Origin of the sequence: Streptomyces griseorubiginosus (assembly GCF_001514195.1) — a bacterium.
Taxonomy (GTDB): domain Bacteria; phylum Actinomycetota; class Actinomycetes; order Streptomycetales; family Streptomycetaceae; genus Streptomyces; species Streptomyces griseorubiginosus.
This window is the reverse complement of the sequence record NZ_KQ948743.1, coordinates 278,002-295,786: the sequence shown is the minus strand read 5'-3', so window position 1 is coordinate 295,786 and position 17,785 is coordinate 278,002. Positions and strand designations below refer to the sequence as shown.

Annotated in this window: 13 protein-coding genes; 8 read left to right on the top strand and 5 right to left on the bottom strand. The window is 69.2% G+C overall.

Going from position 1 to position 17,785, the window contains the following annotated elements; all coding sequences use genetic code 11:
• Positions 1–25 precede the first annotated feature (25 nt).
• From AQJ54_RS34800 to AQJ54_RS34785, 4 genes are all read left to right on the top strand, one after another.
• Positions 26–898, top strand: a complete 873-nt coding sequence (locus AQJ54_RS34800; RefSeq protein WP_062244271.1) for a carbohydrate ABC transporter permease — start codon at positions 26–28, stop codon at positions 896–898.
• A 15-nt stretch (positions 899–913) separates the two neighbouring features.
• Positions 914–1,828: a carbohydrate ABC transporter permease gene (locus tag AQJ54_RS34795; protein WP_062030931.1), complete on the top strand. Its 915-nt coding sequence runs from the start codon at positions 914–916 to the stop codon at positions 1,826–1,828.
• Positions 1,829–2,106: 278 nt separating this feature from the next.
• The gene (locus AQJ54_RS34790; RefSeq protein ID WP_062244268.1) at positions 2,107–2,985 is read left to right on the top strand and encodes a glycoside hydrolase family 43 protein; all 879 of its coding nucleotides are present in this window, start codon (positions 2,107–2,109) and stop codon (positions 2,983–2,985) included.
• 129 nt (positions 2,986–3,114) lie between these two features.
• Complete coding sequence (locus AQJ54_RS34785) at positions 3,115–5,595, top strand: carbohydrate binding domain-containing protein (protein ID WP_062244265.1); 2,481 nt, start codon at positions 3,115–3,117, stop codon at positions 5,593–5,595.
• 100 nt (positions 5,596–5,695) lie between these two features.
• Here AQJ54_RS34785 and AQJ54_RS46985 read toward each other — a convergent pair whose 3' ends face one another.
• Complete coding sequence (locus AQJ54_RS46985) at positions 5,696–5,851, bottom strand: DUF6131 family protein (RefSeq protein ID WP_165939125.1); 156 nt, start codon at positions 5,849–5,851, stop codon at positions 5,696–5,698.
• A 137-nt stretch (positions 5,852–5,988) separates the two neighbouring features.
• Entirely contained in the window at positions 5,989–6,411 is a 423-nt protein-coding gene (locus AQJ54_RS34775; RefSeq protein ID WP_062244262.1) for a MarR family winged helix-turn-helix transcriptional regulator, read from the bottom strand.
• A gap of 61 nt (positions 6,412–6,472) precedes the next feature.
• Between AQJ54_RS34775 and AQJ54_RS34770 the strand changes: the two genes are divergently transcribed.
• Together AQJ54_RS34770 and AQJ54_RS34765 are read left to right on the top strand one after the other, a co-directional pair.
• Positions 6,473–7,267: an alpha/beta fold hydrolase gene (locus AQJ54_RS34770; protein WP_062244260.1), complete on the top strand. Its 795-nt coding sequence runs from the start codon at positions 6,473–6,475 to the stop codon at positions 7,265–7,267.
• 372 nt (positions 7,268–7,639) lie between these two features.
• On the top strand, positions 7,640–9,703 hold the full coding sequence (locus tag AQJ54_RS34765) for an alpha-L-fucosidase (RefSeq protein WP_062244256.1): 2,064 nt from the start codon (positions 7,640–7,642) through the stop codon (positions 9,701–9,703).
• Between the two features lie 131 nt (positions 9,704–9,834).
• On the opposite strand, the gene AQJ54_RS34760 is transcribed toward AQJ54_RS34765, so the two are convergent.
• Positions 9,835–11,487 (bottom strand): glycosyltransferase family A protein, encoded by a 1,653-nt coding sequence (locus tag AQJ54_RS34760; RefSeq protein ID WP_062244253.1) that lies wholly within the window; start codon positions 11,485–11,487, stop codon positions 9,835–9,837.
• A gap of 172 nt (positions 11,488–11,659) precedes the next feature.
• Here AQJ54_RS34760 and AQJ54_RS34755 point away from each other — a divergent pair, with 172 nt between their 5' ends.
• The gene (locus tag AQJ54_RS34755) at positions 11,660–12,244 is read left to right on the top strand and encodes a hypothetical protein (RefSeq protein WP_062244250.1); all 585 of its coding nucleotides are present in this window, start codon (positions 11,660–11,662) and stop codon (positions 12,242–12,244) included.
• A gap of 7 nt (positions 12,245–12,251) precedes the next feature.
• On the opposite strand, the gene AQJ54_RS34750 is transcribed toward AQJ54_RS34755, so the two are convergent.
• Both AQJ54_RS34750 and AQJ54_RS34745 read right to left on the bottom strand, forming a co-directional pair.
• Positions 12,252–12,791 carry a GNAT family N-acetyltransferase gene (locus tag AQJ54_RS34750; protein WP_062244247.1) on the bottom strand — a complete coding sequence of 180 codons (540 nt, stop codon included), beginning with the start codon at positions 12,789–12,791 and terminating at the stop codon, positions 12,252–12,254.
• A 118-nt stretch (positions 12,792–12,909) separates the two neighbouring features.
• Positions 12,910–15,009, bottom strand: a complete 2,100-nt coding sequence (locus AQJ54_RS34745; protein WP_062244245.1) for a sensor histidine kinase — start codon at positions 15,007–15,009, stop codon at positions 12,910–12,912.
• A gap of 471 nt (positions 15,010–15,480) precedes the next feature.
• Here AQJ54_RS34745 and AQJ54_RS34740 point away from each other — a divergent pair, with 471 nt between their 5' ends.
• Positions 15,481–17,748: a M4 family metallopeptidase gene (locus tag AQJ54_RS34740; RefSeq protein WP_062244242.1), complete on the top strand. Its 2,268-nt coding sequence runs from the start codon at positions 15,481–15,483 to the stop codon at positions 17,746–17,748.
• Positions 17,749–17,785: the final 37 nt, after the last annotated feature.

Here is a 17,785-nt window from a genome sequence, read left to right as displayed (position 1 = left end):
CCGTTCGGGCCAGAGGAGGACTCCCGTGATCCACCGCCGGCGCGCCACCATGGCCGCCTTCCTGCTTCCGGCGATCACCGTGTACGCCGTCTTCATGCTCTATCCGCTGGGCCGCGGGATCTACCTGAGCATGACGGACAGCCTCGGTGGACCGATCGCCCACTTCGTCGGCACCGAGCAGTACCGGGCGATGGCCGACGACCCCGACGTCACCGCCGCCCTGTGGCACACCATCCTGTACGCGGCCGTCGTCGTGATCGCCCAGAACGGCCTCGGCCTGCTCTTCGCGAGCATGCTGTTCCGCCGGCCGAAGGTCCGCAAGGCGCTCAGCGTCACCCTGCTCACTCCGACCCTGGTCTCCCCGGTGATGGCCGCGTTCATCTGGTCGTACCTGTTCGCCCCGGACGGCGGCATCAACGCCCTCCTCGGTCTGCTCGGCCTCGACTCCCTGGAGCACGTCTGGCTCGGCGACACCTCCACCGCCCTCTACGCGGTGGCCGCCGTCAACATCTGGATGTTCGCGGGCTACTCCTGCGCCATCTTCCTGGCCGGCTACATGAGCCTGCCCACCGAACTCCTCGACGCCGCCGCGGTCGACGGCGCGAACGGCTGGCGCCGCTTCCGCTCCATCGAATGGCCCATGCTCGCGCCCGCGCTCACCGTCAACGTGACCCTCAGCCTCATCGGCTCCCTGAAGGTCTTCGAGTTCCCGTTGGTCCTCACCAACGGCGGCCCGGCCGGCTCCACCGAGACGCTGACCACCCTCGTCTACCGCAATGTCTTCGGCGGCGGGAAGTTCGCCCTCGGCATCGCCATCTCCGTACTCCTCCTGGTGACCGTGGTCGTCCTGTCCAGCGCCACCTCCTCTCTGCTGCGCCTGCGCGAGCGCCGAATCTGACAGGCGGACACGACCATGACCTCGCACACCCTTTCCCCCGAGGCCGACACCCGGCCCACCACGCCCCGGCCGTCGTCCGACCCCGCCGCGGCCCCGACCAGAAGCACCCTGCGCCGCGCCACCAAGAGCCTCGGCACCGTCCTGCTCTGCCTCGGCGTGCTGGTGTTCGTCCTGCCGTTCGTCTTCACCGTGCTCACCTCGCTGCGCACCGCGGCCGACGTGGCACGGTCCCCGCTCGGCATCCCGCACACCTTCACCCTGAAGAACTTCTCGGACGCCTTCTCCCAGATCCACTACGGCCGCAGCGCCCTGAACACCCTGCTGATCACCGGCCTGTCCTGTCTGAGCATCACGGTGCTCGGCTCCCTCGCGAGCTACCCCCTGGCCCGCATCACCCAGGGCTGGTCCACCTGGGTCTACCGGCTGTTCATCGTGGGCACCTCGGTACCGGTCTTCGTCGTCGTGGCCCCGCTGTACCTGCTGATGCGGGACCTGAACCTGCTGGACAACTACGCGGGCGTCGTCTTCGTCTACACGGCGATGTTCCTGCCGGTCGCGGTGTTCTTCTACACCAGCTTCATCCGCTCCATCCCCACCGACCTGGAGGAGGCCGCCGCCCTCGACGGATGCGGGGCGCTGCGCACCTTCTTCACCATCATCCTGCCGCTGCTGCGCCCCATCACCAGCACCCTGCTGACCTTCGTCTCACTCCAGGTGTGGAACGACCTGATCGTGCCGCTGGTGTTCCTCCAGGACCCCGACAAGCGCACGGTCATGGTCAACGCGTACTCGTTCATCGACCCGCACACCGTGCAGCCGACGACCCTCTTCCCGGCAGCGCTGCTCGGCGTACTGCCCCTCTTCCTGATCTTCGTCTTCCTGCAACGCCACGTGGTCGCCGGCATGTCGGCGGGTGCCGTCAAGTCCTGACCCCGGTACGCCGGTTCACGGCCGGGTCCGCAGAAACACACTTCAGCCCTTGGCCCCGCCGCGCAGGGCCGTCCCAGCGCGGCGGGTCCCAGCGGCGCGCCCGGATGGCCCCGACATCGAGGGCCCCGGCGACGCCTTCACCCTCTTGCGGCTCTACGGCCATCCCGCCCGGCCCTGCCGACACGCGCCCGGGGCCGCCCACCCAGTGCCACCCGCGCGGCCCCGCCCCGCTGCCGCCGCCCCCTCTCGACCCGCCCCTCCGGAAGGACCCCCCACCGATGTACGTGGTCTCCTACTTCACCGACGCCGACGAGGCGCTCCACCTGGCCTACAGCCACGACGGCGAGGAGTTCGCCCCGGTGAACGGCGGACGGCCGGTCCTGCGGGGCACCGTCGGCACCGGCCGGCTGCGGGACCCCTTCATCGGCCTCGGCCCCGACGGCCTGTTCCACCTGCTCGCCACCGACGGCTGGACCAGCCCGTACATCGTCCACGCCACCTCGGCCGACCTGGTCAGCTGGTCCGAACAGCGACTGGTTCCGGTGATGGCCCGGGTGCAGGGCGCCCTCAACGCCTGGGCCCCGGAGTTCTTCCTGGACCGCGCGACCGGGCTGTACCACCTCATCTGGTCGTCCGTGGTCGAGCCGGGTGCCACGGCCGAGGGCCGGGACTTCGAGCACCTCACCCAGGACCACCGCATCTGGCACTGCACCACCGAAGACTTCCGCACCTTCTCGGCACCCGGAATCTTCTTCGACCCCGGTCACTCGGTCATCGACGCGACCGTCCGTGAGCTGTCGGGCGGCGGCTTCCTCATGGCCTTCAAGGACGAGCGCGGGGTCAACGACATCGCCACCGCGCACAAGGACATCCACCTCACGACGTTCGACGTGCCCGGCGGGCCGTACGCGACGCCCAACGGTCCCGTGACCCCCTCCCTGGCCGAGGGGCCGTCGCTGTTCCGCAGGGACGGCGACTGGATCATGATCTTCGACCACTTCCTCGAAGGGCGGTACGGGGCGGTCCGCAGCCGGGACGGCGGCGCCTGGGAGCCGGTCTTGCTAGGCCTGCCGGAGGGCATGCGGCACGCCTCCGTCCTGGAGACGTCGGCCTCCGTCCTGGAGGTGTCCGCCCTGGACGCGCTCGCCGCGCGTTAGCCCAGGCGCCGCCGTACGGCGGCCAAGGATCCCGGGCGCCATGCCGCTTGAGCCGCGCGCCCGGCGCAGGAAGCCCCGTGTCCCGATCCGCGGCACGGAGGACTCGATCACCCAGTAAGGAGCGATGCGATGAAGCGTCGCAGAACAGCGCGTCCGGCCCGCCGGGCATCCCGCGTTCTGGCCCTCTTCGCCATGCTGGCGGGAGCACTCCTGGTCCCGGCCCACGCGGCACTGGCGGCCGGTACCACCTACTACGTGAACTGCTCGGCCTCCACCAACGGCAGCGGAACCCAGGCCAGCCCCTGGAACTCCGTCGCCAGCGTCAACAGCACCACGTTCGGCGCGGGCGACAGCATCCTCTTCGCCGCCGGAACCACCTGCACGGGCCAGCTCACCCCAGGCGGCTCCGGCGCCTCGGGCAGCCCGATCACCATGGGCTCCTACGGCAGCGGCGCCAAGCCCGTCATCAACGCGAACGGCGCCACCGGTCCCGTCATCCGCCTGCTCAACCAGCAGTACTGGGAGATAGGCGGCCTGGAGCTGGTCAACTCGGCGTCCTCGCCCGCCTACCGCTCCGGTGTGCTCGCCGAGAACAGCTCGGGCGGCGTCCTGCACCACATCCGGGTGCACGACATGTACATCCACAACATCAGCGGCTGGCCGGGCGGCTGGTACGCCACCAACGCCGGCGTGGGCGTCCAGACCGACCACACCACACCCGTCTCCACCTGGGACGACGTGGTGGTCGAGAACAACACCTTCGACCACGTCGACCGCATCGCCGTCGCCGTCACCCCGGACGGGGACGGCCAGGGCACCGGCCTGACCACCGGAACCGTCATCCGCGGCAACACGATGACCTACGACGGCGCGGACGACATCCTCGTGGTCAAGAACGACGGCGCCCTCATCGACGGCAACAAGGCGGGCTACGGCGGCGCGAAGAACACCTGCCCGCCCTCCGGCCAGTACTGCAACGGCGCCTCGGCCGGCATCTGGATGTCCGGCAGCTCCAACACCGTGGTCCAGAACAACGAGGTCTACTGCCACGTCAACGGCGCCGACGGCACCGGCTACGACGTGGACTGGGGCAACCACAACACCACGTTCCAGTACAACTACAGCCACCAGAACCTCGGCGGCTTCATGCTGGTCATGCCGCCGTTCAGCATCGCCAACGAGCCCACCTCGACCGTCCCCAGCGACGGCACGGTGATCCGCTACAACATCAGCGAGAACGACGGCTCCAACGCGGGCTGCCCCACCTCGGGCACCCCCACCCACGGCACCGGCGTCTTCCACTTCGTCGGCGGCGTCCCCAACCAGAGCGGCAGCTCGGCGGCGGTCCCGCTCATCTACAACAACAGCATCTACGTCAACAAGAGCGGCCTGAACACCCCGATCCTGTACTCGCGGGCGGGCTCCAGCATCTCCGGCGCGCTCTCCTTCAAGAACAACGCGGTCTTCAACTACGGCACCGGCGGCTACTTCTCCACCACCGGCTCGTCCGTCTACTCGAACAACCTCTTCTACGGCAACCACCCGTCCTCGGAGCCCGCCGACTCCGCGAAGGTCACCGCCGACCCGCAGTTCCGCAACCCCGGCAACACCAACGGCTCCTCGTCCTACACCGGCACGAACGCCTACCAGGTGCACCCGTCCTCGCCCGTGATCCGGGCAGGCGCGGTCATCGGCTCCAACGGCGGCAAGGACGCCTTCGGCAACACGGTCTCCGCCACCGCCGCCCCCAACATCGGCGCCTACAACGGCACCGGCGGCAACCTGCTCTCCAACGCCGGCTTCGAGTCAGGCGCGTTGAGCCCCTGGACGCAGGCCAGCGGCGCTTCCTCGTCGGTCACGTCCTCGGGCGCCCGCACCGGGACCTACGCGCTGACCACGGCGGCGAGCGGCAGCGGCGCCAACCAGGCACTGACCGGACTCAGCCCCAACACGACCTATCTGCTCACGGGGTGGGGCAAGGTGGCCAACGCGGGGGAGACCCTCGCGATCGGAGTGAAGGACTTCGGCGGCACCGAGACGTACACCAACGTCGCCACGACGTCGTACACCCAGGCCGCGGTCCTCTTCACCACCGGCTCGTCGAGCACCTCGGCGACCGTCTACTGCTGGAAGAACTCCGGTGGCAGCGGCGCGGGCTACTGCGACGACCTCGCGGTGGAGCCGCTGACCTCGGCGACCAACGCGATCACGAACCCCGGCTTCGAGACCGGTGCGCTGACCCCGTGGGGCCAGAGCACCAGCACGGCGTCGAGCGTGGCCGCCACCAACGCCCGCACCGGCACCTACGCCCTCCAGACGGCGGCCAGTGCGAGCGGGGCGATCCAGACGGTGAGCGGTCTGACCGCGAGCAACACCTATCTGCTCGCCGCGTGGGCCAAGGTGGCCACGGCCGGTGAGGAGGTCGCGGTGGGCGTGAAGAGCTTCGGCGGCACCGAGACGTATCTCCGCACCTCGACCACGTCGTACGCCCAGCAGCCGATCTTCTTCACGACGGGCGCCACGACGACCTCCGCCGGCATGTACTGCTACAAGAACACGGGATCGGCCGCCGGCTACTGCGACGACTACACGCTGATCAAACTTCCCTGATCGATTACTGACACGTCACGAGGGCGGGCCGGGCATTCCGGCCCGCCCTCGTGGGTTGTGCGGGTTCTGCGTGTCGCGGGGGGCGTGCGCAAGGGCGACGTCACCAATAGTGTCGTCGACCGGCAACCGCGTGACCTGCGGATCCCATGATCCACAAGACGGCGCCGATCACCAGAAGGATGATTCCGATGGTCCACAGGATCGAGACGCCGGTAAGAAAACCGACGATCAGAAGGATTACACCAAGGGCGATCATCACGACCTCCTGTAGCGGGTACTGCTCTTGGTGTTCGATTACCCCCGATTCGGCAATGGAGGCCCACACATTTCCGGGAATCGATCCGGCGAGATCATGATTTTTTTGCGGGAGCGACAGCACGCCTGCGACCGGCGTCAGCGGGTGTCGTTGTGCGTGGTGAGGCGCCGTAGTAGATCGAGCAGCGTCGCGCGCTCGGCGGCGGGCAGGGGTGCGAAGCACTCGGCGAGCACCGCGTCGGCGACCTTGTGGCCGGCTGCCAGGACGTCTGCGCCGGCGCCCGTCAGATGGTGCTCGATGCGGCGGCCGTGTCCCGGTCGGCGCTCCACGAGACCCTGGGCCGTGAGGCGCCCCGCGAGAGTTCCGAAGGCCTGCTCGGTCTGGAACGTCGCCGTGGCCAGTTCGCGAGCGGACGCTCCGGGGGAGCGGCTGATCGCGCGCAACGCGTCCCACTGGGCCAGAGTCGTGCCGACGGCCGCGAGGGCGCTGTCGAGGGCCCTGTGCTGGCGGTACTGGACCTGCTTGACCGCCCTGCCGAGTTCTTGCAGCTCACCGTGCATGCGGCAAGTCTACGGCATGACCAAGCTAGCTTATATAAAGATGTTTAGTTAGAGTGCGGGCATGCCTTCAGACACCGCACCCACGTATGCCGACCTGTCCCTCACCCTCTCCGAGGCCGGAACCGGCAGACCCGTACTGGTCCTGCACGGCGGCGGAGGTCCCGCCACCGTCACCGCTCTCGCCCGGCACCTCGCGCGCGCCGCCCATACACTCACGCCCGTGCACCCCGGCTGGGACGGCACCCCGCGCCCCGAGTGGCTCACCGGCGTGGGCGACCTGGCCCTCGCCTACCTTCACACCCTCCGGGAACGCGAGCTGCGTGACGTCGTCGTCGTGGGCTCCTCCCTCGGAGGCTGGATCGCCGCCGACATGGCCGCGCGGGACGAGGCCGGAACCATCTCCGGCCTCGTCCTCATCGACGCGGTCGGCGTCCGGGTGGACCCGGAACCGATCACCGACATCTTCGCCCTCGACGCTCGCGGCATCGCGGAGCACTCCTGGCACGACCCGGACCGTTACCACGTCGACCCGGCCGCCCTCGGGTCGGAGGAACTCGCCCGCAGGCAGGCCAACATGGCCACCATGCGCGTCCTGGCCGGCGACCCCTACATGCACGACCCCGAGCTGCTGCCGAGACTCGGGCGTATCGAGGTGCCCGCTCTTCTGCTCTGGGGCGAGAGCGACCGCGTCGTCACCCCCGCGTACGGCGCGGCGTACGCCGACGCCTTCGCCGACGGCCGGCTGGAGACCATCCCCGAAGCCGGCCACCTCCCGCACATCGAACGACCGGACGCCACCTACGCCCTGCTCGACGCGTACCTGACCCGGACGAACACCAGGTCCCGTTCTTCGTGAGCTGCCGACGCCCGTCCGCACCTCAAGGGAACAGGCGCCTGGTGAGCGGGGCGGCCGTGGACGCGATCTTCTGGCGCCGTCGGAGTCTTCCAACCCACCCGACAGCGCCGGGATGAGCGCTGGGGCGGACGCGATCGTCGAGCACCTGGATGGGCGCCCGAGAGGGACTATTGATCCGAGCAATTGCGAGGCTCGAACGGTGATCCCGGACCGGTAGCTGGAATGCTCTCCGTCGCAAATGGACTCCGAACAGGATGAATTGACGAGTTGTTGCGCCCCCTCTGGACGTCCCCGTGGGCAGCGTCTATAAATTCATCCGATGTCGCGCCCCGTGCCATCCGGCGCACCCCCCCAGGATCCAGGAGCCGCACCATGTCCTCCGCCCCCCTGAGCAGACGATCCCTGATCAAGGCTGCCGCGCTCGCCGGAGGCGTCGTGGCCTTCGGGCTGCCGCAAGTCCTTCTTCCTGCGACCGCCGAGGCCTACACCGTCCCCTCCAAGATGGACTGGTGGTACCAGGCCCGGTTCGGGATGTTCATCCACTTCGGGTCCTACTCGTACCTCGGCCACGGCGAGTGGGCGTTCGCCACCGAGGGCTGGTCCAAGCCCAACTACCAGACCCAGGTGTCCGCCCACTTCAACCCCACCGCCTTCAACGCGGCGAACATCGCCCAGCTCGCGGCCGACGCCGGCATGAAGTACCTGGTGATCACCGCCAAGCACCACGAGGGCTTCGCCATGTGGGACAGCAACGTCCCCAGCTTCACCGACACCACCGGCACCAAGCTCTACAACATGCACGACTACGCCGGTGTCCAGGGCGACCTGCTGGCGTCGCTCAAGAAGGAGTGCGAGGCGCGAGGCGTCAAGTTCGGGCTCTACTACTCGATCCTGGACTGGAACCACCCCTCCCAGACCATCCGCAGCGGCGGCGTCACCACGATGACCTCCATGGCGGCCCGCACCGCGTACATCGCGGACATGAAGGCCCAGCTGCAAGAACTGCTGGACCGCTACGACCCGGCGCTCCTGTGGTTCGACGGCGACTGGTTCGGCGAGCCCGCGAGTCCCACCCTCCAGGACTGGTGGCTCAAGTCCGACGGCATCGACCTCTACAACTGGCTGATCGCCCGCAAGCCCACCCTGGTCGTCAACGAACGGGTCAAGCGCGACCTCGGTCTGGGCGACTACACGGTCACGGAGTTCGGAGTCCCGAGCGCGCCCCTGGACCGCCAGTGGGAGCGCTGCGACACCATGAACGGCGCCTGGGGCTACAACGCGGGCCGGGAGAACTCCTACCAGCCCGTCAAGACCTTCGTGCAGGAGCTGGTCACCTGTGTCTCGCGGGACGGCAACTTCCTGCTGAACATCGGCCCCAAGGGCGACGGTTCGGTCACGGCCGGATCCGTGACCATTCTCCAGGGCCTGGCCTCGTGGATGGCGACGTACGGCGACAGCGTGCACGGCGCCCTGGCCAGCCCCTACTCCAGCGACCCCGGCTGGGGGAGGGCCACCAAGAAGAACGGCAAGCTGTTCGCCCACGTCTTCACCTGGCCCACCAACGGTGTGCTGCAGATACCGGCGCTCACCAACACGGTCAGCCGCGTCTACCTGATGAACAACCCCTCGGCCTCGCTCAGTTACACCGTCAGCGGCGGCCAGATCAACGTCACCGTGCCGACCACCGCCCCGGACGCCAGTGACTCCGTGGTGTGCGTCGAGGTCAGCGGTCTCCCCACGGCCGCGGCCGGATCCGGGGTGACGGTGTTCCAGGACGTGAACTACGCCGCGGGGAGCGCCGCTCTGACGCTGGGCAGCTACACCTCCTCCCAGCTGTCGGCGGAGGGGGTGGGGTCCTCGTCCATCTCCTCGCTCAGGGTGCCCCAGGGCTACCAGGTGATCGGTTACTCCGGCGACAACTTCACCGGCACGGCCTGGACCTTCACCTCGGACAACTCCGACCTGCGGGTGACCGGCAACAACGACGCCATCGTCTCGCTGAAGGTCACGTTCAACCCGTCCTCGTACTTCCGGCTCATCAACGTCACGGACGGGCTGGCCCTGGACAGCGGCGGCAATGTCGCGAGCGGCTCGAACCTCAAGCAGTGGACGCCGGTCGACAGCACCAACCTCCAGTGGCAGGCCGTCGATCTCGGAACCGGCTACTACCGGCTGGTCAACCGCACCAACGGCATGGTCGCCGACGGCTGGGGCACGACCAATGCCGGAGACCCCGCCCGGCAGGCGGCCTGGAACGGCAGCCCCAACCAGCAGTGGCAGATCACCGACCGGGGCAAGGGGCAGTTCTCGATCGCCAACCGCGCCACCGGACTCGTCCTCGACGGCGGCGGACAGGTCCCCTCCGGGTCCGTGACCAAGCAGTGGACCTGGGTGACCAGCACCAACCTGCTGTGGACGTTCCAGCCCGTCTCCTGACCGTCCCGGTGCGTTCAGCTCATGAGTGGCCGAAGGCCCCGACCGGTCCGTCCGGTCGGGGCCCTCGCGCGGTCGCCGGGAACGTCAGCGGGCAGGACCGCGCACGCCCCGTCGTCCCCCCTCGGTCACGGTTACTGCAGCATCCGGCGTTCCGCCCGGCGTGCTGCCGCGCGGACGTTGGCGCGCATGCCGTCCGGGAGGCGGCGCAGTACCTCGCGCACGCCGTGGCGCAGTCGGTGGTCCGCGGCGGTGCGCAGCACGACACGGCGGGCGGGACCGATCCGGCCGGGGCCGCCGACGGTGAGCCGCAGCTGACCGCCGGGGCCGCCCCAGCCGGGGGAGACGAGGCGCGGCGGGGTGCCCAGGGCGATGGCGCCCAGCGAGACGCGGGTGGGGCCCGGTGCCACGGCCAGCCGGGGGCGGCGGCCCACACCCAGCAACTGGCCGCCGGCCCAGACCTGGTGGGAGCCGCCGTCCAGGGGGTCGCCTCCGGCGAGGGTCAGGGGATCGATGATCGTCTCACCGGCCACCACTACCCGTTGACGGCCGCCGCCGAGGGGTTCTAGGGCGGGCGCCAACTCTCCGTCGGGGTACCACCAGTGGTTGCCGGCGGTGTCGTGCACGATGAGTTCCCCGTAGGCGTGCGAGAAGGGGTCGCGGACCTCCCAGTCCTCCGCCCCGGGGATGCCGTCGAGGAGTTCGGGGTCGAGCAGCATCCGCCCGCCCCGGTCCACGACGGTCAGCGGCTCGCCGTCCGCCTTGACCATGCCGATCCGGGTCCGGAGCACCAGCTTGCCGTTGCGCCAGCGCATGTCGTCCACCTCGACGCGCGCCTTGATGCGCTGGGTGCGGCGGGCCAGCTCGATCAGCGAGTCCAGCCGGTCCTGGACGAGCAGTTCGGCACGGAGCGAGCTGATCGCCGGGAGCCCCTCGCGCACCCCCGGCGGATAGCTGGTCATGGCCATCCGCCGCACGGTGGTGTAGTACTCCTCCAGATCCTTCCCGGTCCGCTGGAGCACCCGCGGCTCGCTGACCGGGCGGAGCAGCTCCACCCGGAACGAGCGGCGCAACAGCCGGTTCTGGAGCTCGCCCGGCTCGGTGCCCTCCTTGATCGCCTCCACGACCTTGTCGAGATGGCCGTAGTAGTCGTCGGGCGTGATCCGACGGCTGCTGTTGTTGCCGCCGTCCTCACGCCGGTTCCACTGGTAGCAGGGATAGTCGCCCAGGATCGACACCGTTTTGGCCCGCACGTAGGTGCGCGCCATGAACAACTGGTCCTCCAGCCTGACCCGCCCCTCCGGGAAGCGGATCGCGTGCTCGCGCAGGAAGTCCCGGCGGAACATCTTGTGCGGCGTGAGGCTCTCGATGAGCGGTGCGTCGGCGGCGGTGCACCGGTCGACCGTCCGTTTGAACACATTGCTGGGTCCTGCCATCGTGCCGTGGACCTTGCCCAGCACGATGTCCGAACCGTTGCGCTCCGCCAGTGCGTACAGCCGCTCCAGCGCCTCGTACGACAACTCGTCGTCCTGGTCGACGAACTGGATGTACTTCCCCCGGGCCCGGTCCACCCCCACGTTGCGGGGCTTGCCCGGCCAGCCGGAGTTCTCCTGCTCGAAGACCCGGACGTGCGGATGCGCTTCGGCCAGTCGTCGAAGGCGTTCCGCCGAGTCGTCCGTCGACCCGTCGTCGACGTAGACGACTTCGTACGCGTCCGCGCCGAGGCTCTGGTTCACGAGTGACGGCGCACAACGCTCCACATAGGGACCGGCGTTGTAGATCGGCACGACGACGCTTACCTTGATCAAGTTTTCCCCCCAAGAAAACACCTGCGGTCGGTACGTCAGACACCTGTTGTTGGGGAGAAGTTGTACGGTCTTTGATAGTTGCTATACGGAACGGATCGTTTCCGTTGAAAAAGGGTGGCTGGCGTCGCCTTCCGTGACTCAGGATTCTGGCGTGACGGACACGGAAACCCCTGACGACGAGACGCCGGACGGACTGCTGGGCTGGTGCCTGGTGGCCAACGTGGCGCGCGAGACCCTGCACGGCGAGGGCCGCCTCGAAGTCCAGCACGGCACCAAGCACTTCAGCGCGGGCACCCTGCTGTGGCTCCCGCGCGTCCGCTGGGACCCCGGACATTGCCGCTGGCCCGCCGTGGGCCGGCACCGCGGCAACAGCCGCCGCTACGTCAGAATGATCGTCCGCGCGGAGGACCTGGAGAACTTCCGGGTCAAGGGCGTCTACAGCGAGGCCCTGGTCCGCAACCTCAACGGATACGACCACGACCCGGCCGCACCGCGCACCCTCCAGAATCCGTGGACCCGCGAGCAGGCCCAGAGTTGGGCGGACAGCTGGAAGGTGCGCAGGGAGCCCGTCTTCATCGAGGGGCACCCCTACGCACACCTACGGATCTCCGTACCCAACCCTCCGCCGCAGGAGATCCAGCTCGACGGCGAAACCCTCCACCTCGCGCACTACGGCACCAAGGGAGCCCGCTACAGCCGTACGGCGCCGCCCGTGGAACGGATCCCCGAGCGCTGAGAAGGGCTCAACCCGCGGCCGTGACCGGCGTCCTCATACCGAGCCACTGCTCGGCCCCCCACGCCTCGAACCGCTCCACCTCGGTGAAGCCCAGCTTCGCGGCGAGGCGCATCGAACGGCCGTTGGCGGACTGGGTGGTGAGGACCACCGGCTCGCCCGGAACGGCACCGTCGAACCAGGAAAGTGCCGCCGCGCACGCTTCCGCCGCGTACCCGTGTCCCCACGCCCCCGGCAGGAACAGGTAGCCGAGGTCGGCCTTCCCTGTGGCGGCCGGCCTGCGGTGCCCGGTCGCTCTCCTGAGCAGGATCTGCCCGATCATCGATCCGTCCCGATCGACGACGAAACTGCCGGGCCACGCCTCCGGCACCGCAGGCGTCCCGCGCTCGAGCTCGTCCCGCGCACGGGGGCCGCCGAGGTAGGCGTGCACCTCCGCGGAGGCGAGCAGATCGATGAACGCCGTACGGTCCCGGGCCTCGGGCGCACGCAGCACGAGCCGCTCTGTCCTGATCGGCTCGGGGGGCCAGGTGATGTCTCCCAGATCTTCCATCGGCGCACGCTAACAGATGGCCTGACGGGGTCTTCGGGCCGTTGACCGAGCCCCCTTCAGGCCGTACCCGCCCCGCATCCCACCTCGGTGAACCTGCGGCGCGGGCACGGGGGTTGGCTCAGATCGGTTCGTCGGTCCAGGTCGTGGCATCGGTGAAGCGGCTGTCCACGAACGCGACCATGGCCATGGTGTCGGCGTCGAGTTCCGCGGTCGTCGGCCGATGGGTGATCGTGTCGGGCAGCATCACCAGGGTCGTCGTGCCCTGACCTGTGTCGGCGGGGCGCAACTGGGTGCGGATGCCGTGCCGGTCGGCCAGCCGGCCCACCACGAACAGGCCCATGCGCTGGGAGATCGAGGCGTCCACGGTGGGTGGATCGGCGAGATTCCGGTTGATCTCGGCCAGCTCCTCGGGGGGCATCCCGATTCCCTTGTCATGTATCTCGACCATGATCCGGCCGTCCGGCAACCGTGTGGCGGTGACATGCACGGGCACGTGCGGTGAGGAGAAGGTGGTGGCGTTCTCCAGGAGTTCGGCGAGCAGGTGCACCAGGTCGTTCACGGCCCGCCCGTCGATCTCGGTCTCCGGGACACCGGCGAAATGGACCCGCTCGTACTGCTCGACCTCCGAGACCGCGGCACGGATGACGTCCACCAGGGGCAGCGGCTGGTCCCACTGCTGGGCGGGGGCCTCGCCGCTGAGCACCAGGAGGTTCTCGCCGTTGCGGCGGACCCGGGTGGCGAGGTGGTCGAGCTGGAACAGGTTCTCCAGCTGGTCGGGATCGGCTTCCCGGCCCTCCAGCTCACTGATCATGGAAAGCTGACGCTCGATCAGGGACTGGCTGCGGCGGGCCAGGTTGCTGAAAATCGTGTTGATGTTGGCGCGCAGCAGGGCCTGTTCGGCGGCGAGCCGTACGGCCTCGCGGTGCACGTGGTCGAAGGCGCGGGCGACCTCGCCGATCTCGTCCGTGGTGGTGATCGGGATCGGTTCGACCTCGTTCTCGACCCGGCCGGGAACGGCACGGGTGAGCTGGGTCAATCGGGCGGGCAGCCGCTGGGCGGCGATCTCGTGGGCGGAGGCGCTGAGCCGGCGCATGCTGGTGCTCATGGTGCGGGCGACCCAGTTCGCGAGGAGGAAGGCGGCGAGGACGGCGGCGAGCACGAGCGCGGCGTTCAGGATCGCGTCGTTGCGGGCGTCGTCGGCGATGGTGTGCGCCTTGGCCAGCGCGGTGTCGGTCAGGTACACCTCGACGCTGCGGTAGGCGTCGAAGCTGAGGGTGGAGGCCGCGAAGAAGGTCTCCGGTGTGATGCCCTGCTCGGCGAGCTGCGCCGCGGTCGCGCCGGAGGCGATCGCGCGGGTCATCTTCTCCAGGTCCGGCGGGGGTGTGAAGGGCTGGCCGGCCGCCTCGGCCTGGCTCCGGGCCTGCGAGACCAGCTCCTGCCCCTTCTTCCGCGCGCCCTCCAGTGCCTCACGCAAGCGGGCCACGTCGGCGGTGCCGGCGAACCCCGCGTATTCCTGGAGCCCGATCTGTTCGAGGTAGACGTAGGAGCTGAACGAGCTGAGCTGGGACTGGAGTTCACCCTTGGCCAGCTTGCTGCGGTCCTGGACCAGGAGGTGGGTGCCGATGGCCCGGATCAGCGACTCGGCGGCCTGGGTGAGCGAGACGGCGTAGAGGGTACGGCCGTAGGTCTCCTGGGTGGTGATGCCGAAGCCGAGTTCGTTGGAGATCTCCATCAGCGGGTGCTGCACCGCGTGGTAGCTCTCCTCGGTCTGGACACCGGCCATCCGTGAGGTGAAGGCGCTCGACCGCACCAGCGGCAGTTCCTTCTCGCCTTGCCGCACGAGCGCGATCCGGCGCTCGAGGCCGGCTGTCCTCGGCATGTGGTCGACCGCCGCGTCGAACTGCTTGGCGTCCTCGTCGGTGATCTTCCGGGCCTTGACGACCGCCGCGGCGTCCCGGTCGCCCTGGACCAACGGGATGACGGAGACGTCCCGTTCGTTGATGGCGTCACTGGCGTACTTGTTGGCCGCCTGGACCAGCTCCGCCACGCGGACGGCGTCCTCGGCCGACTGCCAGGTGTCGACGGTGCGTTTGACCCGTACGCCCCCGAGGGCCAGGGCGACGAACACCGGAATCAGGAGGATGGCCTGGAGTTTCTGGGCCACACGCAGGTTGCGGGCACCGAATCTTCGGCGCGCGGGGGTGGGGGAGTGCGACACGGTCGTCCTATCCGCTCAGTTCCGCCTCGCGTTCGACACTCTCCTCAACGGGGCGGTCACAGGGAGTTGACCAAAGAAGGTCCGTCCGATGTCTAGCACTCCGTTTTCACTTCTGACCGTAACTTCACCAAAACTGTGCGCAGTTGGGAGCTGTCGACGGACAGGTGCGGATCCCGACGGGCCGCTCCCGCGCGGCCGAAAACCGGTGCTGCCTGTGCCGATTTGCCTGGCCTGCAAGGTCAATTCAAGCCGTTGATTTGTTCCTTGCATGACAAAGCCCTGGTGGTGATGTCACTCTACTCCCGTCGTTCACAGTTCCCTCACAGATTCACCACGCGGCTCTGTCGCGTGTTCCCACCCCCCACCTCCTTCCACCCGCATGCCGTGCAGCGCTCCGGACCGGCGTACCTCGCCCGTCCGTCTCCTCAACGGCCCCCACCAGGGGCCGGACGTCGTACTGAAGGAGCCCCGTTGCCCCAGCACCACCGCGCCCTGACGCGGCGCAGACGCGCCACCGGCCTCGCCCTCACGGCCATAGGCTCACTCCTCGCCCTGGCGGCCCCCGGCCTGGCCACCGCGGCCCCCGCGAAGCCGGCCCCCGCGAAGATCACCGCCACCCCCCGGACCGGCGCCACCCAGACCGCCCTCACCCCCACCCGCCGCGCCGCCCTGATCAGGAGCGCGCAGTCGGCGGCGACCGGCACGGCCCGGCGCATCGGCCTCGGCGCCCAGGAGAAGCTGGTCGTCAAGGACGTCGTCAAGGACACCGACGGCACCACCCACACCCGCTACGAGCGCACCCTCGCCGGGCTGCCCGTCCTCGGCGGCGACCTCGTCGTGCACGAGGACGCCGGCCGTACGACCGTCACCCGGGCCAACGCGGCGCGGCTGACCCTGCCCTCGTTCAGCCCGAGGATCGCGGCCTCGGGCGCCGCCGCCAAGGCCCTCGCCGCATCGAAGCAGGACAAGGTCACCGGCGCCGCAGTGGAGAACGCCTCCCGCCTGGTCGTCTGGGCCGGCAGCGGCAAGCCCGTGCTGGCCTGGGAGACCGTCGTCGAGGGAGTCCAGCCGGACGGCACGCCCAGCGAGCTCCAGGTCGTCACCGACGCCGACACCGGCAAGCAGCTGCTGTCCGCCGAGAAGGTGCACACCGGCGAGGGCACCGGACAGTACGTCGGCACGGTCCCGCTCGGCACCACCCAGTCGGGATCGACGTACCAGCTCACCGACCCCGACCGCGCCGGGCACAAGACCTACGACCTGAACCAGGGCACCTCGGGCACCGGCACCCTGTTCACGGACGACAACGATGTCTGGGGCAACGGTCTGCCCTCCAACCGCCAGACCGCCGGCGTCGACGTGGCCTTCGGTGCCGCGGCCACCTGGGACTTCTACAAGGAGGCCTACGGCCGCAACGGCATACGCAACGACGGTGTCGCCGCCTACAGCCGTGCCCACTACGGCAGCAACTACGTCAACGCCTTCTGGCAGGACTCCTGCTTCTGCATGACGTACGGCGACGGCTCGGGCAACACCCACCCGCTGACCGCCCTGGACGTGGCCGCCCACGAGATGAGCCACGGCGTCACCGCCGCCACCGCGGGCCTGGTCTACTCGGGCGAGTCCGGCGGCCTGAACGAGGCGACCTCCGACATCTTCGCCGCGGCGGTCGAGTTCCACGAGAACCTCCCGGCCGACCCCGGGGACTACCTCGTCGGCGAGAAGATCGACATCAACGGCAACGGCACGCCGCTGCGTTACATGGACAAGCCCTCCAAGGACGGCTCCTCGCGCGACAGTTGGAGCTCCACCCTGGGCAGTGTCGACGTCCACTACTCCTCCGGCCCCGCGAACCACTTCTTCTACCTGCTCTCCGAGGGCAGCGGAGCCAAGACCGTCAACGGCGTCTCCTACGACAGCCCGACCTACGACGGCCGCCCCGTCACCGGCATCGGCATCGAGAACGCCGCGGCGATCTGGTACCGCGCGCTGACGACGTACATGACCTCGACGACCGACTACGCGGGCGCCCGCACCGCCACCCTGTCCGCCGCGGCCGACCTGTTCGGCGCGTACAGCCCGACGTACCTCGCCGTCGCCGACTCCTGGGCCGCGATCAACGTGGGCAACCGCATCGCCCTCGGCGTCAACCTCGCCCCGGTCGCCGACCAGGTCAGCGGCGTCAACCAGGTGGTGAACCTCCAGCTCGACGCCTACACCACCAACACCGGATCCCCGCTGACGTACGAGGTCACCGGCCTGCCCGAGGGCCTGACCGTCAGCCCGGGCGGTCTGATCAGCGGCACCCCGACCACCCTCGGCACGAGCGACGTCACCGTCACGGTGACCGACGGCACCGGGGCGAGCGCCACGGACACCTTCAGCTGGCAGATCGCCTACGTCTACGCCAACACCACCCGCGTGGACATCCCCGACAACGGGCCGGCCGTGGAGTCCCCGGTGACCATCACCGGCCGCGAGGGCAACGCCTCCGCGACCACCAAGGTCTACGTCAACATCGTCCACACCTACCGCGGTGACCTGACCGTCGACCTCGTCGGCCCGAACGGCACCGTCTACTCCCTGCTCAACCGCAGCGGCGGCTCCGCCGACAACGTGGACCAGACCTTCACGGTCAACGCCTCCGCTCAACCGCTGAACGGGACATGGAAGTTGCGGGTGCGCGACCTGGCGTCCATCGACGTCGGGTACATCGCACGCTGGCAGCTGACGCCCTGACAGCCGTACCTGACACACAGAACGTCACCCGCCGCCC